Annotated in this window: 25 protein-coding genes; 13 read left to right on the top strand and 12 right to left on the bottom strand. The window is 72.3% G+C overall.

Annotated elements, in window-relative coordinates; all coding sequences use genetic code 11:
* Both L3i22_RS31985 and L3i22_RS31980 read left to right on the top strand, forming a co-directional pair.
* The gene (locus L3i22_RS31985; protein WP_221321215.1) at positions 1-930 is read left to right on the top strand and encodes a carbamate kinase; all 930 of its coding nucleotides are present in this window, start codon (positions 1-3) and stop codon (positions 928-930) included.
* The gene (locus L3i22_RS31980) at positions 927-1,676 is read left to right on the top strand and encodes a metallophosphoesterase (protein ID WP_221321214.1); all 750 of its coding nucleotides are present in this window, start codon (positions 927-929) and stop codon (positions 1,674-1,676) included. Before L3i22_RS31985 ends, L3i22_RS31980 begins: the two co-directional genes overlap by 4 nt.
* On the opposite strand, the gene L3i22_RS31975 is transcribed toward L3i22_RS31980, so the two are convergent.
* The gene (locus tag L3i22_RS31975) at positions 1,657-2,148 is read right to left on the bottom strand and encodes a hypothetical protein (RefSeq protein ID WP_221321213.1); all 492 of its coding nucleotides are present in this window, start codon (positions 2,146-2,148) and stop codon (positions 1,657-1,659) included. The two genes, L3i22_RS31980 and L3i22_RS31975, sit on opposite strands and share 20 nt — an antisense overlap.
* 87 nt (positions 2,149-2,235) lie before the next feature.
* On the opposite strand from L3i22_RS31975, the gene L3i22_RS31970 reads away from it, so the two are divergent.
* Positions 2,236-2,772 carry a hypothetical protein gene (locus L3i22_RS31970; RefSeq protein WP_221321212.1) on the top strand — a complete coding sequence of 179 codons (537 nt, stop codon included), beginning with the start codon at positions 2,236-2,238 and terminating at the stop codon, positions 2,770-2,772.
* On the top strand, positions 2,759-4,183 hold the full coding sequence (locus tag L3i22_RS31965; protein ID WP_255657322.1) for an MFS transporter: 1,425 nt from the start codon (positions 2,759-2,761) through the stop codon (positions 4,181-4,183). The genes L3i22_RS31970 and L3i22_RS31965 overlap by 14 nt, the downstream gene beginning before the upstream one ends.
* On the opposite strand, the gene L3i22_RS31960 is transcribed toward L3i22_RS31965, so the two are convergent.
* Genes L3i22_RS31960 through L3i22_RS31950 form a run of 3 tightly spaced genes read right to left on the bottom strand, consistent with a single transcriptional unit; the run spans position 4,089 to position 5,833 of the window.
* Positions 4,089-5,006, bottom strand: coding sequence for a YihY/virulence factor BrkB family protein (locus tag L3i22_RS31960; RefSeq protein WP_221321210.1), 918 nt, complete (start codon positions 5,004-5,006; stop codon positions 4,089-4,091). The two genes, L3i22_RS31965 and L3i22_RS31960, sit on opposite strands and share 95 nt — an antisense overlap.
* Positions 5,003-5,416: a hypothetical protein gene (locus tag L3i22_RS31955; protein ID WP_221321209.1), complete on the bottom strand. Its 414-nt coding sequence runs from the start codon at positions 5,414-5,416 to the stop codon at positions 5,003-5,005. The genes L3i22_RS31960 and L3i22_RS31955 overlap by 4 nt, the downstream gene beginning before the upstream one ends.
* Before the next feature lie 15 nt (positions 5,417-5,431).
* Positions 5,432-5,833: a hypothetical protein gene (locus tag L3i22_RS31950; protein ID WP_221321208.1), complete on the bottom strand. Its 402-nt coding sequence runs from the start codon at positions 5,831-5,833 to the stop codon at positions 5,432-5,434.
* 104 nt (positions 5,834-5,937) lie between these two features.
* On the opposite strand from L3i22_RS31950, the gene L3i22_RS31945 reads away from it, so the two are divergent.
* Positions 5,938-6,480 carry a hypothetical protein gene (locus tag L3i22_RS31945; RefSeq protein ID WP_221321207.1) on the top strand — a complete coding sequence of 181 codons (543 nt, stop codon included), beginning with the start codon at positions 5,938-5,940 and terminating at the stop codon, positions 6,478-6,480.
* Positions 6,481-6,563: 83 nt separating this feature from the next.
* Here the strand turns inward: L3i22_RS31945 and L3i22_RS31940 are convergent, their stop codons facing one another.
* Complete coding sequence (locus L3i22_RS31940; protein ID WP_221321206.1) at positions 6,564-7,814, bottom strand: diacylglycerol kinase family protein; 1,251 nt, start codon at positions 7,812-7,814, stop codon at positions 6,564-6,566.
* A gap of 199 nt (positions 7,815-8,013) precedes the next feature.
* On the opposite strand from L3i22_RS31940, the gene L3i22_RS31935 reads away from it, so the two are divergent.
* The 7 genes from L3i22_RS31935 to L3i22_RS31905 all read left to right on the top strand — a co-directional run bounded on the left by L3i22_RS31935 (position 8,014) and on the right by L3i22_RS31905 (position 12,135).
* A complete protein-coding gene (locus L3i22_RS31935; protein WP_255657321.1) occupies positions 8,014-8,823 on the top strand; it encodes a M48 family metallopeptidase in 810 nt (269 codons plus the stop codon).
* 12 nt (positions 8,824-8,835) lie between these two features.
* Entirely contained in the window at positions 8,836-9,060 is a 225-nt protein-coding gene (locus L3i22_RS31930) for a hypothetical protein (RefSeq protein ID WP_221321205.1), read from the top strand.
* Complete coding sequence (locus tag L3i22_RS31925; protein WP_221321204.1) at positions 9,057-9,731, top strand: potassium channel family protein; 675 nt, start codon at positions 9,057-9,059, stop codon at positions 9,729-9,731. Before L3i22_RS31930 ends, L3i22_RS31925 begins: the two co-directional genes overlap by 4 nt.
* On the top strand, positions 9,728-10,144 hold the full coding sequence (locus L3i22_RS31920; protein WP_221321203.1) for a hypothetical protein: 417 nt from the start codon (positions 9,728-9,730) through the stop codon (positions 10,142-10,144). The genes L3i22_RS31925 and L3i22_RS31920 overlap by 4 nt, the downstream gene beginning before the upstream one ends.
* Positions 10,145-10,160: 16 nt before the next feature.
* A complete protein-coding gene (locus tag L3i22_RS31915; RefSeq protein WP_221321202.1) occupies positions 10,161-10,616 on the top strand; it encodes a hypothetical protein in 456 nt (151 codons plus the stop codon).
* A gap of 12 nt (positions 10,617-10,628) precedes the next feature.
* Entirely contained in the window at positions 10,629-11,153 is a 525-nt protein-coding gene (locus L3i22_RS31910) for an HdeD family acid-resistance protein (RefSeq protein ID WP_255657320.1), read from the top strand.
* A gap of 373 nt (positions 11,154-11,526) precedes the next feature.
* Positions 11,527-12,135 (top strand): flagellar M-ring protein FliF C-terminal domain-containing protein, encoded by a 609-nt coding sequence (locus L3i22_RS31905; protein ID WP_221321200.1) that lies wholly within the window; start codon positions 11,527-11,529, stop codon positions 12,133-12,135.
* A gap of 89 nt (positions 12,136-12,224) precedes the next feature.
* Here the strand turns inward: L3i22_RS31905 and L3i22_RS31900 are convergent, their stop codons facing one another.
* From L3i22_RS31900 to L3i22_RS31870, 7 genes are all read right to left on the bottom strand, one after another.
* Positions 12,225-12,965: a DUF2927 domain-containing protein gene (locus tag L3i22_RS31900; RefSeq protein WP_221321199.1), complete on the bottom strand. Its 741-nt coding sequence runs from the start codon at positions 12,963-12,965 to the stop codon at positions 12,225-12,227.
* Positions 12,966-13,089: 124 nt separating this feature from the next.
* Positions 13,090-14,427, bottom strand: coding sequence for a dipeptidase (locus L3i22_RS31895; protein ID WP_221321198.1), 1,338 nt, complete (start codon positions 14,425-14,427; stop codon positions 13,090-13,092).
* Between the two features lies 1 nt (position 14,428).
* Positions 14,429-14,827 carry a hypothetical protein gene (locus tag L3i22_RS31890; protein WP_221321197.1) on the bottom strand — a complete coding sequence of 133 codons (399 nt, stop codon included), beginning with the start codon at positions 14,825-14,827 and terminating at the stop codon, positions 14,429-14,431.
* Positions 14,824-16,254, bottom strand: coding sequence for an APC family permease (locus L3i22_RS31885; RefSeq protein ID WP_221321196.1), 1,431 nt, complete (start codon positions 16,252-16,254; stop codon positions 14,824-14,826). Before L3i22_RS31885 ends, L3i22_RS31890 begins: the two co-directional genes overlap by 4 nt.
* The gene (locus L3i22_RS31880) at positions 16,251-16,694 is read right to left on the bottom strand and encodes a hypothetical protein (protein WP_221321195.1); all 444 of its coding nucleotides are present in this window, start codon (positions 16,692-16,694) and stop codon (positions 16,251-16,253) included. Before L3i22_RS31880 ends, L3i22_RS31885 begins: the two co-directional genes overlap by 4 nt.
* 36 nt (positions 16,695-16,730) lie before the next feature.
* Positions 16,731-17,939, bottom strand: a complete 1,209-nt coding sequence (locus L3i22_RS31875; RefSeq protein ID WP_221321194.1) for a threonine/serine exporter family protein — start codon at positions 17,937-17,939, stop codon at positions 16,731-16,733.
* Between the two features lie 48 nt (positions 17,940-17,987).
* A complete protein-coding gene (locus tag L3i22_RS31870; protein WP_221321193.1) occupies positions 17,988-19,220 on the bottom strand; it encodes a threonine/serine exporter ThrE family protein in 1,233 nt (410 codons plus the stop codon).
* Positions 19,221-19,328: 108 nt separating this feature from the next.
* Here L3i22_RS31870 and L3i22_RS31865 point away from each other — a divergent pair, with 108 nt between their 5' ends.
* The gene (locus L3i22_RS31865) at positions 19,329-20,861 is read left to right on the top strand and encodes an MFS transporter (protein ID WP_221321192.1); all 1,533 of its coding nucleotides are present in this window, start codon (positions 19,329-19,331) and stop codon (positions 20,859-20,861) included.
* Positions 20,862-20,913: the final 52 nt, after the last annotated feature.

The raw sequence follows: 20,913 nt of genomic DNA, 5'->3' as shown, positions 1-20,913 counted from the left end.
ATGCGGATCGTCGTCGCGATCGGCGGCAACGCGCTGCTCGAACGCGGACAGCGCCCGGACGCCGAGGTGCAGCGGGCCAACGCGATCCGGGCCGTCGACGCGCTCGCGCCGCTCGCCGCCGAGCACGAGCTGGTCATCACGCACGGCAACGGGCCGCAGGTCGGGATGCTCGCGCTGCAGTCGGCGGCGGACGCCAGCCTGCGGATGCCGTACCCGTTCGACGTGCTCGGCGCGCAGACCCAGGGCATGATCGGCTACTGGCTGCTGCAGGCGTTGCAGAACGCGCTGCCCGGCCGGCAGGTCGCGGCGATCCTCGACCAGACCCTGGTCTCGGCCGCCGACCCGGCCTTCGGCAAACCCACCAAGTTCGTCGGGCCGGTCTACGACGAGAAGACCGCGCGACAGTACGCCGGGGAACGCGGCTGGCAGGTGGCCCAGGACGGCACCCGATGGCGGCGCGTCGTGCCGTCCCCGCGGCCGCAGCGGATCGTGGAGACCCGGATCATCCGGTCCCTGCTGTTCGAGCGGACCGTCGTGGTGTGCGCCGGCGGCGGCGGCATCCCGGTGGTCCGCGACGAGGACGGCCGGCTGCGCGGCGTCGAGGCCGTCGTCGACAAGGACCTGGCCACCGCGGTGCTCGCCGAGTCGCTGGACGCCGACGCGCTGCTGCTGCTCACCGACGTGCCGGCGGTGCTGCGCGGCTTCGGCGGCCCGGCCCCGGCGCCGATCACCCGGGCCACCCCGGCCGAGCTGCGCCGGGAACGGTTCCCGGCCGGGTCGATGGGCCCCAAGGTGGACGCGGTCTGCCGGTTCGTCGAGCTGACCGGCGGCCTGGCCGCGATCGGCGCCCTCGACGAGGCCGCCGCGATCCTGGCCGGCAAGGCGGGCACGGTCGTCACCCCGGCCGGGGACTACCATCTCGCCAGGTGAACATCGCTCACCTGTCGGACCTGCACTTCGGGGTGCACGACGAGGACGCGGCCGCGTCCCTGGTGGCCGATGTGGTCGCGGCGCCGCCCGACCTGACCGTGGTCACCGGAGATCTCACGATGCGCGCCCGGGCCGGCGAGTTCCAGCTGGCCCGGGCGTTCCTCGACCGGCTGCCGTCCCCGGTGCTGGTGGTCACCGGCAACCACGACCTGCCGCTGGACAGCCCCCAGCGGCTGTTCCACCCCTACGACCGCTACCGCACCTGGATCTCCGCCGACCTCGACCCGGTCGTCCGGGTCCCCGGCCTGACCGCCGCCGGCCTGCAGTCGATGCCGCGCTGGCGCTGGAAGGACGGCCTGGTCCGGCGCGCCCAGCTGACCGCGGTCACCACCACGTTCGCCGCGGCGCCGGCCGGCGACCTGCGGCTGGTCGCGCTGCACCACCCGCCCTTCGGGCGGATGCTGATCAACGGGCGCGGGCTCCTGCGGACCGGCGCCGACCTGCTGCTGGCCGGGCACACCCACCATCCCGACGTACGGACGATGCACGGCACCGTGGTCGTCGTCGCCGGCACGTCGACCAGCCGCCGCACACGCGGCACGCCCAGCTCGTGGAGCCGGATCAGCGTCGCCGAGGGCATGGTCACCGTCACCGAACGCCACTTCCTGCCGGACGGCTGGCGCACCGGCCGCCTGATCACCGTCCCCCTCCCGTACCGGCCCCGGGTCAGTGCAGGAGGGTCTTGAGCAGGATCAGCGCGACGCCGAAGGTGCCGGCGACCAGGGTGGAGACGATGCGCTCGGCGGTGGACAGGCGGCCGCCGGCGCCGATCCGCCAGCCGGCCACGCACAGCAGGAGCGTGCTGACGGAGAGCGAGACGATCTCCGCGGTCAGCAGCGGGGCGCCGGACGCCCGGACCGCGATCAGCACCAGTAGCGGCAGGACCGAGGCGGTGACGATCTCCCAGCCGCTGGTCAGCTGTTCCCGGACGACGTGCCAGGCCGGGCGGTGGCCCTCGTGGATGCGTTCGGCCACGATCCGGGCGTAGCGCTCGGCCACCCAGTAGACGATCAGGGTCACCAGGACCGCCAGGACCTCCCGCCAGGCGGCGACCGCGTGGGCGGTGACCAGCACCGCCGCGCCCACGATGATGCCGTAGATGCCGGAGGCGGTGGCCTCCTCGGTCTCGTGCGTGAGACGAATGCGCGTACCGGCCATGGGGTGAAGCGTCACCGAACCGCCTGCCCGGACCCTCACCCTGCCGGGATGATTCGGGGCCCGCCCGGCCCGGACACGCTCAACGGCATGTTCAGGCGACGGGAACGCAACCGGCTGCGCCGGACCTCGGATCGGTTCGAGAGCCTGCTGGTGTTCGTACTGGTCTTCACGTTTCTGGCCGGGGCGCCGCTGCTGGCCTGGCAGGCCGGGAAGGCCGGCTACCGCTCCGATCTACGGGCCCAGCAATGGGAGCGGGACAACCTGTTCCCGGTCGACGCGGTGCTGGTGGAGAACGCGGCGGTGGAGACCGCGAAGGCGATCTGGACGGCGCCGGACGGCTCGTCCCGCAACGGGATCGTGCAGGCGACGGTCAGTGACCGGGCGGGGACCCGGATCCCGATCTGGGTGGACCGGTCGGGAGCGCTGCGGGCGCCGCCGGTGCACCACGATCCGGCCGCGCAGGCGGTGGCCATCGGGATCGCGGTGTTCCTGTGCGTGGCCGCCGCGTTCGCCGGTCTTCATCGGATCGCCCGGGCGCTGCTGGACCGGCGGCGCGAGCGGGCCTGGACGCGGGAATGGCTCGAGGTCGGACCGAGATGGAGTCGTGACAGTGGACGCTACTGAGACGTCGAGTTTGCGCCGGGCGCTGATCCCGTTCGCCCTGGCGCAGTTCATCTGCAGCTTCGCCGGCTCCAACATGAACGTGATGATCAACGACATCAGCGAGGACCTGGACACCACGGTCGCCGGGGTGCAGCTGGCCATCACGATCTTCCTGCTGGTGATGGCGGCCCTGATGATCCCGGGCGGGAAGCTGACCGACCGGGTCGGCCGCAAGCGCTGCCTGACCGTCGGCCTGCTGGTGTACGCGGTCGGCGCCCTGCTCAGCGCCGCCGCCCCCGGGCTGGGCGTGCTGATCATCGGCAACTCGATCCTGGAGGGCATCGGCACGGCGATGCTGATCCCGCCGGTCTACATCCTGACCACGCTGCTGTTCACCGACGTGACCTCGCGGGCGAAGGCGTTCGGGGCGATCAGCGCGCTCGGCGGGATCGGCGCGGCGGCCGGCCCGCTGATCGGCGGGTTCATCACCACGGCGATCAGCTGGCGGGCCGCGTTCGTGTTCCAGGCCGCGGTGGTGCTGCTGATCGCGGTGCTCAGCCGCCGCTGGGTGCGGGACCCGCTGCCGCCGGACCCGACCCGGCCCACCGACCCGGTCGGCGCCGTGCTCTCCGCGCTCGGGCTGATCCTGGTCGTCTCCGGGATCCTCGCCGCGGACAACAACGGCTGGCTGATGCTCGGCCTGCTGGTGGCCGGTGCGGCCGTGCTGACCTGGCTGTTCTTCATGATCCGGGCGAAGGAACGGGTGGGGAAACCGGTGCTGCTCTCGACCGAGCTGTTCCGCAACCGGATGTCCAACCTGGGCATGGTCACCCAGTGCGCCCAGTGGCTGATGCTGATGGGCACGTCCTTCGTGGTCTCGGCCTATCTGCAGGTGGAGCGCGGCTACAACGCGATCGAGACGGGCGTGGTGTTCACCGCGACGACCGCCGGTCTGCTGCTCTCGTCGCTGGCCGCGGAGCGGTTCGCCCGGCGCCGGGCGCAGCGCACGCTGATCCTGGCCGGCTTCCTGATCACCGTGGTCGGGGTGGTGCTGCTGCTGACGCTGGTCTTCGCGTCCGGCTCGGTGTGGGCGTTCATCCCCGGGCTGTTCGTGATCGGTTTCGGTCTGGGCGGGATGCTGACGCCGTCGGTGAACGTGGTGCAGTCGGCGTTCGGCGAGAACCTGCAGGGCGAGATCTCCGGGCTGTCGCGCAGCGTCTCGAACCTGGGGTCGGCGCTCGGTGGCGCGGTCGCCGGGACGATCCTGGTCGCCGGGCTCGGCACCCAGCCGGGCACCGCGTACGTCCTGGCCATGCTGGCGGTCGGGGTGACCGGCGCTATCGGCCTGGTGGCGGCGTGGTTCCTGCCGGATCGGCCGGCTCCCGCGCCGGCCGGGGCGGGCCCGGATCGATCCGCTCCTGCTCCCGCCTGAGCAGCTCGTACGCGCGCAGGTCGGCCGCCGTCGGCCGGCCGGTGTCCAGGCCTCGCGGCCAGAGCCGGCCCCACCGCACGGCGGCCACCTCGGCGGCCAGCACCAGGGCGTTGCTGAGCAGGTAGAGCAGCGTGAAGATGGCCGCCGCGGTGGCGAACCCGCCGTAGACCGGTCCGGCCCGGCGGATCAGCCGGGGCAGCACCGAGGAGCCCACCTCGAGCAGCAGCGTCACCGCCGCGGCGCCGAGCAGCCCGGCCGGCCAGAGCGCCCGCAGCGGCGCCGGCCGGTCCAGCAGCAGCCACGCCACCAGCAGCAGCACGGCGAACGCGGTGCCGAACGCGCCGACCGGCGGCAGCAGCGCGGCGGTCACCACGCCGACCAGCAGGACGGCCAGCCCGGCCAGCACCCGCAGGGCCCAGGAGAGCAGGCCGGAGCGCCGCCGATGGGGGACCGCGGCCAGGTGGTTGAGGGTCGCGTAGGCCGACATGACCACCCCGGCGGCGGTGTACGCGAGCCCGGCCAGCCCGATCACCAGGGCCGCGGTCGACGTCGGCAGCGCGGCGATCGCGGCGTCGACGTCGGCCCGCAGCGTCGGCGGCACGATCGCGGTGACCACCTCCTGGCGCAGCTCGGGCCGGGTGGTCAGGGCGCGGGACACCGCCACCACGCCGAGCAGCAGCGCGGGGAAGAGGCTGAGGAACCCGTAGTACGTGATCAGCGCGGCCTCCCGGGGCCCGCCGTCGTCCAGGTACTTACGGACGACGGCCCAGCCGAAGCCGGGCGCCCGGTGCCGCCGCTGCCACTCGTCGAGACCGCGGATCACGACCCGTACGCGTCGGCGACCTCGCGGCCGTGCGCCGCGACCGCCCACGCGATCAGCCCGGCCAGCCCGATCCCGATCACCGACCAGGCCGGGTAGACGGCCAGGAACACGAAGTTCACCAGCGCGGCCAGCACCGCGAGCCCGACCGACACCGCGCGCGCCCAGTCCAGGCCGCGGATCAGGGCCGGCCCGGTGATCAGGGCGAGCGCCCCGAGCACCACGTGGATCCACCCGATCGCGGCCGGCGACAGGTCGGTCAGCTGGTCGGCGCGGTCGCCGGCGATGAACTCCGGCCGGACCAGCGCGACCACGCCCAGGCACAGGTGCAGCGCGCCGAGCAGGACCAGCAGGATCCCGCCGAAGAGCACCCAGGCGACCCAGCCGGTGGCCCGGCTTTCCTCGACCTCCATGGCCCTGTTCCTCTCTCAGCAGGTCGACAGCATGACGTTGTGCAGGGTGTTCGCGGTGGTCCGGACGTCCGCGACCGACGCCCGTACGGCGGAAAGGTGTTGCCTGTCGGGGTTGTCCTTGGCGGCCCGCAGGCTGGCGCCGAGCTGGTCGGTGGCGGCCCGCAGCGCGTCGGCCTCGGTGCTGAACTGCGCCCTCGCGTCGGCGGCGAGCTGGTTGAGCTCGTCGCGCAGCTGGGTCAGGTACGGGCCCAGCGCGGACAGCCCGTTCGCCGACACGTTCACGTCACGGATGTGGTCCACGGTGTTCTGCACGGCGTCCCAGCTCTCGCAGACCGGCGGCGGGGCGATCGTGGCCTCGGCGGTGGTGGTGCAGCCGGACAGGATCAGCAGGACGGGCAGGGCCAGGAAACGCTTCATGGCGTCAGCGTCGCCCGCCCGCGGTGCCCGGTCCTCACCCGCACCGGATGAGGCGGTCGCGGGCCGCCCCGACCCAGGATCGAGGGCGACGAAAGGGGCATCACATGGCCATCGGACCCGTTCAGCTGATCGTCCTGGGCTTCCGGAATCCGGACTTCCACGGCGAGGTCATCGCCGAGCTGGAACGCCTGCGGCAGAACGACACCGTGCGGGTGATCGACGCGCTCGCCGTCTACAAGGACCCGGAAGGTGCGATGGAGGTCGAGCACCTGAGCAACCTCACCCGGGAGGAGGCGATCGAGCTGGGCAGCAAGATCGGCGCCCTGGTCGGCCTGGGCATCGAGGGCGAGACCGGGATGGAGGCCGGCGCCGCCCTCGGGGCCGCCGCCGCCGACGCCGCCGGCAAGGTCGAGGTCTTCAACGACGCGCAGGCCTGGGACGTCCTGGCGGAGATCCCGAACGACAGCGCGGCCGCCCTGATCATGATCGAGCACCACTGGGCGGTGCCGCTGCGCGACGCGATCGCCCGGGCCGGCGGATACCGGATCGGGGACGGCTTCATCAGCCCGTTCGACCTGATCGGGATCGGACTGATCAGCGCCGAGCAGGCCAAGGAACTGCACGACCTGGAGAACGCCGGGTCCTAGTCGGACCCGGCCGAGGAAGGAGTTCATCATGTTCGGATCACGCAGGGTCGCCCGCCGTACCGGCCGTCGTACCGCCCGCCGCGTCACCCGGCGGGTCGGACGCCGCCGCTGATCGACGGAGTCCCGCGGCGGCCGGCGAAAGCCAGCCGCCGCAACCGTCTCCAGTCCAGATGCGGGGGAGCGGCGGGCACCCCCGGCCGCTGCCGGGGCAGCCGCACCCGCAGAGCCCCGGGGCAGATTCGCAGATGTACGGGCGTGGCCAGCGCCAGTGCCTCGCCGTCCACCCCCACCGGAACCGTCGGCCCGTCCGCGTCCACGACCACCTCGCGGGCGGCCCGGACGGTCAGCGGGCGCCGGCGGTGCACCGCGACGGCCAGCACGCCCAGCTCCCCGTGGTCCAGCCCGGACCGCCGCCCGAGATCCATCCGGTAGGCGTTGTTGCTGATCAGCACGGCCTGCGGCCCGCTCAGCGTGGCGCCGCCGACGGTCAGCCGCAGCGGCGAGGGCCGGTTCAGCACGGCCGGCAGCAGGTCCAGGGCGGTGCTCAGCTTGGCGTCGCGGTAGTCCGCGCTGCCCACCACCGCCGCGTACGCGCCGAACGACGCGTTGTTCACGAACGTCCGGTCGCCGATCAGCCCCAGGTCGATCCGGACCTCCTCGCCGTCGGTGAGCGCGTCCAGCCCGGCCGCCGGGTCGTCCCGGTCCAGCCCGAGATCCAGCGCGAAGTGGTTGCGGGTGCCGGCCGCCAGCACCAGGAACGGGACGTCGTGCTCCGCGGCGATCCCGGCGACCAGCGCCTGGGTCCCGTCGCCGCCGGCCACGCCGAGCAGGTCCGCGCCGTCCAGCACGGCCTGCCGGGCGACCGCGGCCACGTCGACCGCCGGCCCGTCCAGCAGGAACACCTCCGCGCCCAGCGCCGCCGCCCGCTCGTCGAGCCGGAACCGGGCGACCTTCCCGCCGCCGGACCGCGGATTCATGATCAGGAACGGCCGGGCCGGCGGCGGGGTCCGCAGCACCACCGGCTCGGCGGCGACCGCCAGGGCGCGCCGCCCGGCGGCCACCGCGCCGGCCCACAGCAGGCCGAACAGGACCACCTCGCCGACCAGGTTCGCGCGCGCGTAGAGCACCGCCACCACCACCGGGGCGAGCACCACGACCACCCCGGCCGCCCAGCGCACCGGCCCCCGGTGGGTCAGGAACCACCACGCGCCGGTCAGCGTGACCGCGCTGCCCAGCGCCGCGGTGAGCAGCAGCGCGAGGCTGGCGGCCAGCCCGGCGGCCAGCAGGAGCACCGCCGTCGCGGCGGCCGCCGCGACGAACGCCAGACGGGCCATCCACGGTCGTCCCTCGCCGGCCATGGCGGCCTCCCGTCCGTACGTACGAAAAAGGGTCTCCGGTCTTTGTGTTCTGGAAAGCCTCCCCGGGGCGCCATCCACCGGCCTCACTCCGGCGGGATGAGGTGGCGCGGCGCGGCGACGCGGAAAGTCGGCAGCGAGCCGCGGCGTCCCGGACCGCGGGGGGAAGGAGGACTCCGTGTCCCAACGGTTGCGGCACCCGGCCGAGATGCCGTTCTACGTGTTCATGGTGGTGCTCAACCTGATCATCATCTGGCTGATCCTGCAGGCCGCGATCACCCTGCCCTACCTGCCGGATCGGCTGGTGGACACCGGCTGGGCGACCGCCGTGCGCAGCGCCTTCATCGGGCTGCTGCTGCTGGTTCCGGTCCTGGTGGTGATCCGTGAGACGCAGCGCGCCTCGGTGCGCGGCACCGCGGTCGAGTTGAGTCCACATCAGTACGGCGAGCTGTACAAGACCGCCGACGACTTCGCCCACCGGCTCGGGCTGCCCCGCCGGCCGACCCTCTACCTGGCCAACGGCAACGGCACGCTGAACGCGTTCGCCGCCCAGGCCACCGGCCACGACTACGTGGTGCTCTCCAACGAGCTGTTCGCGAACCTGCAGCAGAACAACCGGGAGGGCCTGAAGTTCATCCTCGGCCACGAGCTCGGGCACATCCGGCTGCACCACGTCTCGCTGTGGTACCAGCTCTCGGTCGCCTACTCCGAACGGATCCCGGTGCTCGGGCCGACCCTGTCCCGGCTGCGGGAGTACTCCTGCGACCGGCAGGGCGCGCACCTGTGCCCGTCCGGTGCCACCGGGCTGGTGCTGCTCGCCTCCGGGCGGCACACCGAGCACACCACCGACGTGCACCAGCTGATCCGGCAGGGCCAGGCGCTGCGCGGGTTCTGGGTCGAGCTGGCCCAGCTCCCGCAGTCGCACCCGTACACCGTCCGGCGCATCGAGCGGCTGTTCCGGCTCGGTCTGCTCCGCGCCGCTGACTAGGAGGTGGCCACCATGTCCGACGCGACCTACCAGGTCCGGGTCTCCGGGGTGATTCCCGACGAGGTGCTCGACGAGCTGCGCGACCTGACCGTCAGCGTCGAGCCGCCGGAGACCGTGCTGCACGGCAGTCTCCCGGATCAGTCCGCGGTGGTCGGCCTGATCTCCCGGATCCACGGGCTGGGGCTGCGGCTGATCGAGGTCCGCCGCCTGCCGGCGGACGACGATCCCGCCGGATGAAACCCCGCTTCGGGTACGGCGTCGTCCTGCTCCTGATCGTGAGCACCTACGTGCTGGCGCTGTTCGCCGAGCGGCGCTGGGTGGTGACGGTCCTGCTCACCGTGCAGACCGCCACGGTCTGGCAGTCGCTGCGGGTGGCCCGGGCCCGGCCCGGGCTCCGGGTGGCCGGCGCGGTCGTGTTCGTGCTGGCCCTGGCCGCGGGCCTGGCCAGCGCGCTGCGGATCGGCCCGCTGACCGGGATCGCGTTCTCCGCGGCCGCGGTGCTGTACCTGCTGGCGCCGATCGCGATCGTCCGCGACCTGGGCCGCCGGGAGCGGGTCGACCTGCAGACGATGCTCGGGGCGCTGGCCGCGTACCTGCTGATCGGGATGGCGTTCGCGTTCTCCTACGAGTGCCTGGCGGCGATCCAGTCCGGCCCGCTCTTCGGCGAGCGCGGTGACCCGCCGCTGTCCGAGGCGTTGTTCTTCAGCTTCGTCACGGTGACCACCACCGGGTACGGCGACCTCGTCCCGGCCGGCAACCCGGCCCAGACGATCGCCGTCTTCGAGGCGCTCACCGGCCAGCTCTTCCTGGTCACCGCGGTCGCCAAGGTGGTCGAGAACTGGCGGCCCCGGAACTGGACCCGGGGCTCATCCACCGGGGATGACGCGAGTCCACGGGAGGTCCGATGACCATGCTGGTGCTGTTCTTCCTGGTCGGCCTGGTGCTGGTCGCGGCCGGCCGGGAACGGCGGAACCGCCGCCGGTTCGCCGAGGACCTCGGCACGTTCCGGTGCCGGATCCGGCGCCGCGGGCGGCGCTGGTCCCGCTGGATGTGGGCGCGCTGGTCCGGGGAGCTGCTGGTGATCCGGCGCGGCCCGGTGTTCGACCGGACGCTGCGACTGGCGGGCGTGGTGCTGCCGGAGGGCGTACGGCGCCGGCGGGTCCGCAAGCGGTTCCTGGTCGCGGTCCGGATCCGGACCGCCCACGAGGTGCTCGAGATGGCCACCGAGGCCGCGTCCCGGACCGAGCTGGTCGGCCCGTACCTGGCGGCGGCCTGCATCGACCTGCCACAGGCGCCGGTCCGGCGCCGCCACGAGAACTGAATCGAGGGAGTTCGACATGTCTGAGACACAGCAGGGGTCGGCGTACACCGACGAGCAGCCCTATGTCCCGCCGGGGCGGGTGGGGGAGCCCACCGCCTGGATCGGCATGGTCGTGTTCGCCGGGGTGATGCTGCTGCTCGGCGGCGCGTTCCAGGCGATCGAGGGGTTCGTCGCGATCCTCCGGGACGACTACTACGTGACCACCCGGTCCGGGCTGGTGCTGACCTTCGACTACACCACGTGGGGCTGGACCCACCTGGTGCTCGGCCTGCTCCTGGTGCTGACCGGCATCGGCGTGTTCCTCGGGCAGATGTGGGCCCGGGTCCTCGGCATCATCGCCGCGGCCCTCAGCGCGCTCGCGAACATGATGTTCCTGCCGGCGTACCCGGTCTGGTGCACCATCGTGATCGCCACCGACGTCCTGGTCATCTACGCCCTGGCCGTGCACGGCCGTGAGGTCCGTCAGCGTTAGGGAGCGTCCGTGATGCGAAGCTCTGGTTGGGTCAGTCTGGTCGCCGGGGTGTTCGCGCTGATCCTGGGGATCGTCGCGTTCGCCTGGCCGTCCGCGACACTGCAGGTCGTCGGCTTCCTGTTCGGGCTGAACCTGCTCCTGCTCGGCGTGGTCCGGGCATGTCAGTTCCTGTTCGTCCCGGACGCCCCGGTCACCGGGCGGATCCTCGGCGTGATCTTCGGCGTGCTGGTCGCGCTGCTCGGCATCCTCTGCCTGCGCAACGTGACCGGCTCGCTGAAACTGCTGCTGCTCATCGTGGCGCTGGGCTGGCTGCTGGACGGCCTGGCCGAGATCTTCACCTCGGTGGGGGACCGGGAGCCGGGCGCGGGCTGGCGGATCGCGCTGGGCCTGTGCGTGGTCCTGGTCTCGATCGCGATCCTGGTGTGGCCGGGCCTGGGCCTGGCGACGTTCGTGCTGATCGGCGCGACGACGCTGTGCTTCGTCGGGATCGCCGGCATCCTCATCGGCATCGCCGGGCTGCGCTCCCGCCCGGCCTGAGTTCCGCGTTCGACCCAGCGGGCCGCGTCCACCCCGGACGCGGCCCGCCGTCGTGCGCTCCGGCCAGGGCAGGGGCAGTCGCCGTGCCGCTCGGCGCCCCTGCCGGTGGTCAGCCCTGATCGACACGGTCCTGTGGTGGCAGGACCGGTGCCGGCGCGGAATCGAGACCGCAGCAGTCATTCCGGGCCCGCTCATCGGCGGTTCAGCACAAGGGGCAGCCTCGGAGAAGCACTCGACGCTCAGGCGACAGTGGGTTGAGGAAAATTACCACGCAATGGCAACGTCGCGAGCGGTCATAGCCTGAGGGCTCGTGCCGTTGACAAGTCCGGAGCCCGGCGAGCGGGCGAAAACAGTTCATCTGGCTGACGCGCCGATGGAGGTCGAGGAGTGGATGACTGACACGCCCCGCGATCTTCAGTCACCCACGGGTCAGGCACGCAGCCGGCTCAGGTGGAAAATCCTCACCATTGTCGCAGTCCTTGCCCTGCTCACCGGGGGTGTCTTCCTGGCCACCCGGCCGTCTGGACCGACTGCCCTCACGGCGCGGACGACGAAGCCGGTAGCGAGCACGGGGCCGGTCACCGTCACCGACCCGCGGACGCTCGCATTCCAAACTCGGCTCGACCAGTCGCTGCAGACCATGCTGGACAGCCTGCTCGGCCCAGGAAACAGCGTGGTCACCACGACCGCCACGCTCGACTTCGTTCCGGTTGACCCAGGGGTGCTCGGCCCGGACGACATTCAGGTTCCCGACGGCAGCGGTTCAGCGGCTGCCGGACGGGGAGAGACCATCGACAACGCGGTCAGTGAGGCCAACGAGGTCCGCACCAGCGCGCCTGGTGTGGTCAAGCGGCTCGTCATCGTCGTTCGGATGAACATCGCTGTCGCCGGCGATGTCGACCCTGCCCAGGTGGCGCGACTGGTCAGCACGGCCGCCGGTATCGACCCTGCTCGCGGCGACTCGGTCACGGTCCTGACCTGAGGCGCTTCCGAGACGACTTGACGCGGCCTGGCCGGGAGACTTCGGGGCCGCGGGCTGAGGTCGTACCGAAGCAAGGGTGTGAATTGTCGTCATTTGACGGTGACCGAGGCCCGGACCCGCGCCTTGTCGTCGCCCGGCTGCACCGCCTCGCTGTACAGCAGCCGGATGACCTCCTTGTCGATCGCCGAGTACTTCGTCACCGTCGGGTAGTACTCCCCGTAGAAGATGCTGCTCCGGTACTTCTTGGTGGCGCCCAGCAGCCCCATGCCCTCGGTCAGCTGCTCCCGGAGCAGGTGGCACCGGTCCGTCGCGTTGTTGCCGGTCGAGCGGACCAGCACGGTCGCCCCGGTGATGTAGTGCAGGCGGGACCACTGGACGTTGACCCAGCCGTCGTTGCCGGACTCGTACTGCGGCAGGAGCGACTTGAACTTCGACACCGGGGCGAGGTGCACCTCGATGTCGGCCGGGTTCGCGCTGAGCCGCAGGTCGCTGGTCGCGGTGAGCGCGTTGAAGTCGGCGATGACCGTGTTCACGCACGTGCGGGCCCGCGCGTCGCCGCCCTGGACCCGGACCGTGACCACCGGCAGGGTCCACTTCGTGACGACGCTGTACTTGTCGCCGGTCGCCACGCCGAGCGCGACGGTGTTGAAGTACGCGAGCCCGGCCTTGCTGATCACCGGCTTGACCGGGGCCGTCGTCGGCGGCAACACCGAGATCGACGGGGACGGCGACAGGCTCGCGGAGGGGCGGGCGGCCACCGGGTGGGCCGGCGCCCGGCACGCGCCGAGGGCGAGCACGGCGAGAAGCAGGACGGGGGTCGGACGGATCACGCGAAGCCTCCTGGAGAACCGGGCGGCAAGATCGTAATCCCGGTGCGGCCCCGCTGTCCGTCCCGTTTCCGGTGCACACGCGGCGGGCCCGGCACACCGGTGCCGGGCCCGTCACAAGGGTGGTTCAGCCCCGGTAGCGCTGCAGGAACAGCGCCTCGGCGTACGCCAGCCGGGCGATCTCCCCGGGGTGCACGCTCTCGTTCGGGGCGTGGATCAGGGCGAGCGGCTCCTCGACCCCCATCAGGATGATCTCCGCGGCCGGGTAGGTGTCCGCGAGGACGTTGCACAGCGGGATCGACCCGCCCTGCCCGAGCGCGGTCATCTCCCGGCCGTAGGCCTCCCGCATCGCCGAGCCGAGCGCCTGGTAGGCGGGCCCGCCGGTGCGCGCCGCGAACGGCTGCCCGACCGCCTCCGGGGTCACCTCGACCCGGACCCCCCACGGCGCCACCGCGTGCAGCTGGGCGATCAGCGCGTCCTGCGCCTTCACCGCGTCCATCCCCGGCGGCACCCGCAGGTTGAGCCGGGCCCGGGCGCGCGGCTGGATCGCCGCGGCCGAGCCGACCACCGGCGGGCAGTCGATGCCGAGCACGGTCACCGCCGGCCGGGCCCAGATCATGTCCGAGACCGAGCCGTCCCCGAGCAGCCGTGCCTCGTCGATCAGGCCGGCGTCGGCGCGGAACTGGGACGGCGGATACGGCGCGCCCAGCCAGGTCTGCTCGTTGTCGAGCCCGGCGATCGTGGTGTTCCCGGCCCGGTCCCGCAGCGACGACAGGATCTGGATCAGCGCGGCGAGCGCGTCCGGCGCCGCCCCGCCGAACATCCCGGAGTGCAGCTCGCCGCCGAGCGCCGACACGCTCACCACCACGTTGACCAGGCCGCGCAGCGTGACCGTGGTGGCCGGCACGCCGACCGCCGCGTTCCCGGTGTCGCAGACCAGGATCGCGTCGGCGCGCAGCAGCTCGGGGTTGCGGGTCACGAAGTCCTCGAGGCCGCCCGTGCCCTGCTCCTCAGACCCTTCGACGATCAACTTCAGATTGACCGGTACGTCGTCTCCCAACGCCCGCAGCGCGGTCAGATGCATCACGATGTTGCCCTTGCAGTCGGCGGCGCCCCGGCCGTACCAGCGCCCGCCGACCGGGGTGAGCTGGAACGGCGGGGTCCGCCAGGCCTTCTCGTCGAGCGGCGGCTGCACGTCGTAGTGCGCGTACAGCAGGACCGTCGGCGCGTCCGGGTCGGCGGCCGGCCGTACGCCGAAGACCGCCTTGCTCCCGTCGGCGGTGAGGTGCGTGCCCAGGTCGGTGAAGCCGACCTGGGCGAAGTTGCGCACCACCCAGGTCGCCGCGCGCTCGCACTCGACGGCCGGGAACTGCCGCGGGTCGGCGACCGACCGGATCGCGACCAGGTCGGCCAGGTCGGCCCGGGCCCGTGGCATCAGTTCGTCGATCTGCTCACGAAGGTCCATGTCAGGCGTCCTTCAGGTCGGCGATGACGTCCTGGAAGGCGTCGGCGTACTGCGGGCAGTAGACCTTGATGATCAGCGCCTGGCCCTGCAGCAGCTTGTTGTCGATGAGCACCGGGCGCTGGCCGGGGCCGGCCGCGCCGTTCGTGATCATCCCGTAGAGCACGCCGCGGCGCAGCGCGTCACGCGGGTCGTGGCAGACCGCGCCGCCGTCGTCGCCGAGCACCCGGACGATGCTGCTCTTGTAGGGCACCCGCAACCCGGCGGTGGCCAGCGCCGTCTGCAGCTGCTCCGCCTTGACGTTCGCCTGCTCGGTCTCCTTCTTGCCGTGGTACGAGACCAGGGCAGCCCCGGTGAGCAGCAGGAACACGATGCCGATGGTGAGGTACACCCAGCGGTTCACGCGGCGGCCTCCTTCCAGGACGGCTTGCGGAATCGGTAGAACAGCCATGGCACGAGCAGGCCCAGCCCGAGCGCGCCACCGGCGACGATCGCCAGGTAGACGCCCACGCTGCCGCCGCCGAACTGGGACGACGGGACGAAGCCGATCAGCAGCGCGGCCAGCGACGCGGCGAAGCCGACGCCGCACAGCCCGGTCAGCATCGGCGCCCGGTAGCCGCGCGGGTGGTCCGGCTGGCTGCGGCGCAGCCGTACGGCGGCCACGAACATCAGCAGGTACATGATCAGATAGACCTGCGTGGTGATCACCGAGAAGATCCAGTACACGCTGGACACGTCCGGGATGAACGCGTACGCCAGCGCGATCACCGTGGTGACCAGACCCTGGGTGACCAGGATGTTCTGCTGCACGCCGTGCTTGTTGAGCTTCTGCAGGAACGGCGGCAGGTAGCCCTCCCGGCGCGAGATCAGCAGCAGCCCGCGGGACGGCCCGGCCAGCCAGGTGAGCATGCCGCCCAGCGACGCGGCGACCAGCATGATGCCCAGGATCGGGGTGAGCCACTGCGAGTCGAACGCGGCGAACACCGCGTCGAACGCCTGCATCACGCCCGCGGTCAGGGACAGCTCCTCGGCCGGCACGATCCAGCTGATCGCCAGCGCCGGCAGGATGAAGATCAGCAGGACCAGGCCCATCGCCAGGAACATCGCCCGCGGGAACTCCTTGCCCGGCTTGCGCAGCGAGGAGACGTGCACCGCGTTCATCTCCATGCCGGAGTACGACAGGAAGTTGTTGACGATCAGCACCAGGCTGGACAGCCCGGCCCAGGCCGGCAGCAGGTGGTCGGAGGTCATCGGGGCGGCCGACTCGTTGCCCTGGCCCAGGAACGCGATGCCCAGGATCACCAGCAGCGCGCCGGGGATCAGGGTGCCGATGATCAGGCCGCCGCTGGCCAGGCCGGCGACGCCGCTGGTGCCGCGGGAGGACACCCAGACCCCGGCCCAGTAGCAGACCATGATCACGATGGCCGTCCAGAGCCCGCTGGAGGCCAGATCCGGGTTGATCACGTAGGCGAGCGTGCTGGCCACGAACCCGAGCAGGCTCGGGTAGTAGAAGATGGTCATCGCGAACTGGCACCAGACGGCCAGGAAGCCCATCGGTTTCGACAGGCCCTGGCTGACCCAGTTGAAGACGCCGCCGTCCCACCCGGAGGCGAGCTCCGCGGAGACCAGCGCGGTCGGCAGCAGGAACACCAGGGCCGGCACGATGTAGAGGAAGATGCTGGCCAGCCCGTAGACGGCCATCGTCGGTGACGGGCGCAGACTGGCCACCGAGCTGGTGGTCATCAGTGCCAGCGCCACCCAGGAGATGTACTTCATCGTTTGCGCGGTCTTCGGTGGCGAGCTCGCCTGGTTTTCCGCCTCTGCGCTCACGCCGCCCCCCTTCTTCGGGTAGTCGAGAGTCCGGCGGAATCATCGGTTGATCTGGATGCGGTGCGTCTCATCCCTGCTGAATGGTTCGGGTCCAGGCGGCCGCCGAACCAGGAACCGGTCAGCGCCGCGGCGAATCCGAGCAGCTCGAGCAGCAGCAGCCCGGGGTCGGCCAGACGGTCCCCGGAACGCACCCGGACCAGGGCCAGGGTCGCGAAGTAGAACAGCACCCCCATGTCCAGCAGCAGGATCACCACCCGCGGCCGGCCCACCACCACGCCGAAGATCCCGCCGAACAGCCCGGCGACGATGTTCCAGTAGGCCAGGGTGCCGATGATCGCGGGCGCCCCGAGCAACGTGCCCAGGTCCAGGATGATCGCCACCGCGAACAGCCCGAGCGGAAACATCAGGAGCACCGGTTGCACCGGGTTGCGGCTCTGCATGCCTTCCGACGGTGCTTCCGATCAAGATCAAGAGCGTCATCCGGTACGGATGAAACGGGCGGCCGCCGCGGCCCCGACGAGCATCCCGACCGCGATCGCGACCAGGAGCGACACCATGTCGGCCACCCCGCCGACGCCCTGGATCGGGTGCCCGCCGATCCAGCTCTCCAGCCCGCGCAACCCGTGCGAACCCGGCGTCAGCACGTAGAACGCGCCCAGGTACAGCACGTAGGCGGGCGGCGACCCGGGCCGGCGCCCGAGCCACAGCGCCACCGTCATCATCACCACCGCGCCCAGGAACGTCCCGGCCGGATCACCCAGCGCCCGGGTGCCCACCTCGGTCACCGCCGCGGTCAGCAGCACCAGCCCGAGCGCCCACGGGAAGTCCCGCAACGCCATCGAGAACGTCAGCATCACCCCGAGCGCGAACAGCACCCAGCCGCCCCACACGCCGACCGGCCCCAGGTTGCCGGGCACGCTCACGTCGAACAGCGCGCTGCGCGGCACGCCCAGCACCACCGTCGCCATCAGCGCGCCGAACGCCAGCACGAGCAGCACCACCGTGCTGTAGACCAGCCGGGCGGCGCCCGCGGTCATCCGGTTCGCGGCCAGCTCCAGGGCGGCCGCGCTGATCGCGTCACCCGGGATGAAGTAGAACAGCGCCGGCAGGATCAGCTGGATCGGGCCGCCGGCGATCACCCCGTGCCGGTCGAGCGTCAGCACCACCACCGAGACCAGCAGGGACGCCACGAACGGCTCGATCAGCAGCAGTCGCCGGTGCCCGCCGCCGGCCACCACCAGCAACCCGATCAGCAGCCCGGTCAGCGCGGAGACCCCGACCTGCTGCCAGGTGGCCTGCACCGAGATCCCGAAGCCGACGGTGAACGCGACCAGCCCGAGCACCTGCCACGGCCGCGACCAGCGCGGCGGCAGCGCCCGGATCGCGGCCAGCCGCTCGGCGGCGGCCGCCGCCGGCAGGCCGCGATGGATCCGGTGCAGGAGCTGCTTCACCTGGGTGACCTGGTGCAGCGGGGGCACGCCGGGCGCCCGGGAGAACGACAGGGTCCGCTCGCCCACGGTCAGCAGCGCCGCGTCGGCCAGGAACGTCGCCTCCACGTGGTGGCCGTAGTGCCGGCCGAGGTCCTCGACGATCGCCTCGCACCGCACGGTCCCCTCGAAGCTGGAGCCGAGCAGCCACTCGGTCAGCGGCCCGAGCAGCCCCAGCAACTCCTTCTCGCCGGTCACCGGGACACCGCCCGCTCGCCGGTCACCGGGACACCGCCCGCTCGCCGGTCACCGGGACACCGCCTTCTCGCCGACCCGGGACACCGCCCGGAACAGGGGATGCCCGCACAGCACGCCGAGCGCGACCGACACCATCGACGCGGTCGCGCCGATCAGGTCCTCGGCGCCGCGGACGGTGTCCTGGCCGAGGTACTCGGTCATCCCGATCAGCGTCAGCGCGCCCGGCACCAGCAGCCAGAACCCGGGCAGGAACGAGACCAGCGCCGGTGGCCCGCCGGGCACCCGCTCCACCTCGTACGCGACGATCGTCAGCACCAGCGCGCCGACGAACCCGCTCAGATAGCCGCCGAGCACCAGATTGCCCAGGTACTGGCTGATCCATCCGGCGTAGAGCACCAGCAGCAGCCAGCCCAGTGAGCGCGGTGGGCCGGCCAGCAGCAGGTAGTTGCCGACCCCGACGACCAGCGGGCCCAGCCAGGGCGCCCACCAGCCGATCGTGTTCGGGACGTGGTCCGCGGCGGCCGGCGTCGGCACGCCGACCACGTGGGCGGCACCGATGATCCCGAACGCCAGCAGCAGCAGCTGCAGGGCGCCGGCGACCAGACGACTGGAGCCGGTGACCATCTCGTACGCGGACAGCTCGACGACGCCCATCGTCAGCATCGCCCCCGGCAGGAACGTCACCAGCGGCGCGACCATGGCCCGCAGGTCGGCGTCCGCCCAGCCGGTGCCGGCCAGCACGAACGTCGCCGCGGAGACGGTGAACGCGGCGATCACCGGCATGATCATCTGGGCGCTGGCCCAGCGCCCGCCGAACAGCCGCATCAACCCCACCACCACCCCGAACAGCACGGCCAGCAGGACGTCCCCCCAGGTCGGAGCGAGGATCAGGCAGATCCCGCCGATCAGCACCGCGTGCCCGGCGGTCCGGACCACGGCGCTGAACCGGGGTGGCATGTTCACCGCCGCCAGCACCTGCTCGCTGCCGTCCCGCGGGGTGACCTCGCCGCGCTCGGCGACGCGCAGGACGTCGTACACCGCGGCGGTCTGATCCAACCGCAACCCGCCGCGCAGCTGGCGGGTCGGCTCCAGCGTCGCCGGCCGCCCGGGCTCCAGCGAGACCACGACGTACGTCGGCAGGACACTGACCCGGGCGTGCGGCGCGCCGTAGGCCGCCGCCACCTTCACCAGGTGTTCCTCGATCTGATTGACGGCCTCCCCGGCCGCGGTGAGCGCGCTGCCCAGATAGAGCAGGAACTGCTGCAGCTCTTGCTCGTCCATGGCGAGGACCGTAGGCGGAGCGGGCGGCCCGGCGATTCATCCGGCGCGAGCGATGCTCGATCACCCCGCCGCCCGACAGGCTGACGGCATCTTCACGAAGGAGGGCAGATGGCGGCGACCGGCTCACCGATCCAGGCCGACCGCGCGGCGGGACTCGGCGTCCTGCTCGCGGCATGCGTGTCCGCGCTGGTGGTGAACGCCAACACGTCCGCGGTGACGATCCTGCTCCCGGCGATCAGCCAGGACGTCGGCGCCCCGGTGGCCACCCTGCAGTGGGCGGTGACCGGGTACATGCTGGTCGGCGCCGCGGTGATCGTCACCTCCGGCGCGCTCGGCGACGTCTTCGGCCGCCGCCGGATCTTCCTGGCCGGCCTGGTCCTGTTCGTGCTCTCCTGCGGCCTGATCGCGCTCAGCACGTCCGCCGCCGGGGTGATCGCCGGGCGGATGATCCAGGGCGCGGCCGGCTCCACCATCCTGGCCTGCGGGATGAGCCTGCTCTCGGTCGGCTCCGCCGGCACCGGACAGCTGAAGGCGATCACCCGGTGGGGCGCGGCGTCGGCGATCGGCGGGGCGGCCGGGCCACTGATCGGCGGCGTCCTGGTCGGCTCCACCGGCTGGCAGGGCCTGTTCTGGATCGACGCGGCCATCGCCGCGCTCTGCGTGCCGCTCACCTACTTCACGGTCAAGGAGTCCCGCGACCCGGACCGGCCCCGCGAGATCGACCTGCTCGGCACGGTGCTGGTCGCGGTCGCACTGGTCCCGCTGGTGCTGGCGCTCAGCGAGGGCGGCGGCTGGGGCTGGCTGTCCTTCCCGACGATCGCCTGCCTGGTCCTGTCGGTGCTCGGCGGGATCGGCTTCGTCCAGGCCGAACGGCACGCCACCGCGCCGCTGGTCGACCTGACCCTGCTGCGCAACCGGGTGCTGGTCGGCTCGGCCACCGCGATCCTGCTCGTCGCCGGCGTGATCAACGCGCTGATGTACCTGCTCAGCCTCTACTTCCAGGACCCCGACGGGTTCGGCATGACGGCCCTGCAGGCCGGCCTGGCCACCCTCCCGGCGGCGGCCGCGATGATCGCGATCACCCCGCTGATCACGCCGCTCGCGGTGAAGATCGGGCCGCGGTACGCCGTGGCGATCGGATTCGGACTCGCCACGGCCGGCTTCGTGGCCCTGGCGTTCGTCTCACCGTCCTGGGAGTACGGCGCCTTCGTGCTCCCGCTGATCGTGCTGTCGATCGGGCTGGGGCTGGCCAACGGCCCCGCGTCGGCGGCGTCGACCAGCGCGGTCGACCAGGACCAGGTGGGTCAGGCCTCCGGGATCTCCAACATGGCGCGGTACGTCGGGGGATCACTCGCGGTCGCCGCGGCGGCGACCGTCTCGACCGCGGTCACCGACGGGCGGACCACGTCCGGGGCGGGCGCCGCCGAGGCGCTGACCGCCGGGCTGGCCGGGGGCGCGGTGCTGCTGGCGGTGATGTCGGCCGGCGGGGTCGCCCTGGTGCTGCTGCTGCGGCGGCAGCGGTCCGAGCCGGTCACCGCCGTGCACCTGGCGGCGGCCGCGGCGGCCACCAGCCACACCATCCCCACCCGGGCCACCCCGCCCGTCGCCGGGTCCGTCCCGCCCTCCGGAGGTGCCCGTTGATCTCTCCCGGGAGTGCGTGTCTCCGCGGGAGGCGCGTGTTGGTTTCTTTCGC

The organism is Actinoplanes sp. L3-i22 (assembly GCF_019704555.1).
Taxonomy (GTDB): domain Bacteria; phylum Actinomycetota; class Actinomycetes; order Mycobacteriales; family Micromonosporaceae; genus Actinoplanes.
This window is presented reverse-complemented; position numbering and strand designations above follow the sequence as displayed.

What these genes read in the sequence shown, in the direction of transcription:
- L3i22_RS31895 (WP_221321198.1), bottom strand. Translation starts at nt 14,427, where the DNA reads ATGGACCTTCGTGAGCAGATCGACGAACTGATGCCACGGGCCCGGGCC.
- L3i22_RS31955 (WP_221321209.1), bottom strand. Translation starts at nt 5,416, where the DNA reads ATGGAGGTCGAGGAAAGCCGGGCCACCGGCTGGGTCGCCTGGGTGCTC.
- L3i22_RS31970 (WP_221321212.1), top strand. Translation starts at nt 2,236, where the DNA reads ATGTTCAGGCGACGGGAACGCAACCGGCTGCGCCGGACCTCGGATCGG.
- L3i22_RS31930 (WP_221321205.1), top strand. Translation starts at nt 8,836, where the DNA reads ATGTCCGACGCGACCTACCAGGTCCGGGTCTCCGGGGTGATTCCCGAC.
- L3i22_RS31975 (WP_221321213.1), bottom strand. Translation starts at nt 2,148, where the DNA reads ATGGCCGGTACGCGCATTCGTCTCACGCACGAGACCGAGGAGGCCACC.
- L3i22_RS31925 (WP_221321204.1), top strand. Translation starts at nt 9,057, where the DNA reads ATGAAACCCCGCTTCGGGTACGGCGTCGTCCTGCTCCTGATCGTGAGC.
- L3i22_RS31910 (WP_255657320.1), top strand. Translation starts at nt 10,629, where the DNA reads ATGCGAAGCTCTGGTTGGGTCAGTCTGGTCGCCGGGGTGTTCGCGCTG.
- L3i22_RS31880 (WP_221321195.1), bottom strand. Translation starts at nt 16,694, where the DNA reads ATGCAGAGCCGCAACCCGGTGCAACCGGTGCTCCTGATGTTTCCGCTC.
- L3i22_RS31865 (WP_221321192.1), top strand. Translation starts at nt 19,329, where the DNA reads ATGGCGGCGACCGGCTCACCGATCCAGGCCGACCGCGCGGCGGGACTC.
- L3i22_RS31905 (WP_221321200.1), top strand. Translation starts at nt 11,527, where the DNA reads ATGGAGGTCGAGGAGTGGATGACTGACACGCCCCGCGATCTTCAGTCA.
- L3i22_RS31950 (WP_221321208.1), bottom strand. Translation starts at nt 5,833, where the DNA reads ATGAAGCGTTTCCTGGCCCTGCCCGTCCTGCTGATCCTGTCCGGCTGC.
- L3i22_RS31915 (WP_221321202.1), top strand. Translation starts at nt 10,161, where the DNA reads ATGTCTGAGACACAGCAGGGGTCGGCGTACACCGACGAGCAGCCCTAT.
- L3i22_RS31985 (WP_221321215.1), top strand. Translation starts at nt 1, where the DNA reads ATGCGGATCGTCGTCGCGATCGGCGGCAACGCGCTGCTCGAACGCGGA.
- L3i22_RS31920 (WP_221321203.1), top strand. Translation starts at nt 9,728, where the DNA reads ATGACCATGCTGGTGCTGTTCTTCCTGGTCGGCCTGGTGCTGGTCGCG.
- L3i22_RS31940 (WP_221321206.1), bottom strand. Translation starts at nt 7,814, where the DNA reads ATGGCCCGTCTGGCGTTCGTCGCGGCGGCCGCCGCGACGGCGGTGCTC.
- L3i22_RS31870 (WP_221321193.1), bottom strand. Translation starts at nt 19,220, where the DNA reads ATGGACGAGCAAGAGCTGCAGCAGTTCCTGCTCTATCTGGGCAGCGCG.
- L3i22_RS31945 (WP_221321207.1), top strand. Translation starts at nt 5,938, where the DNA reads ATGGCCATCGGACCCGTTCAGCTGATCGTCCTGGGCTTCCGGAATCCG.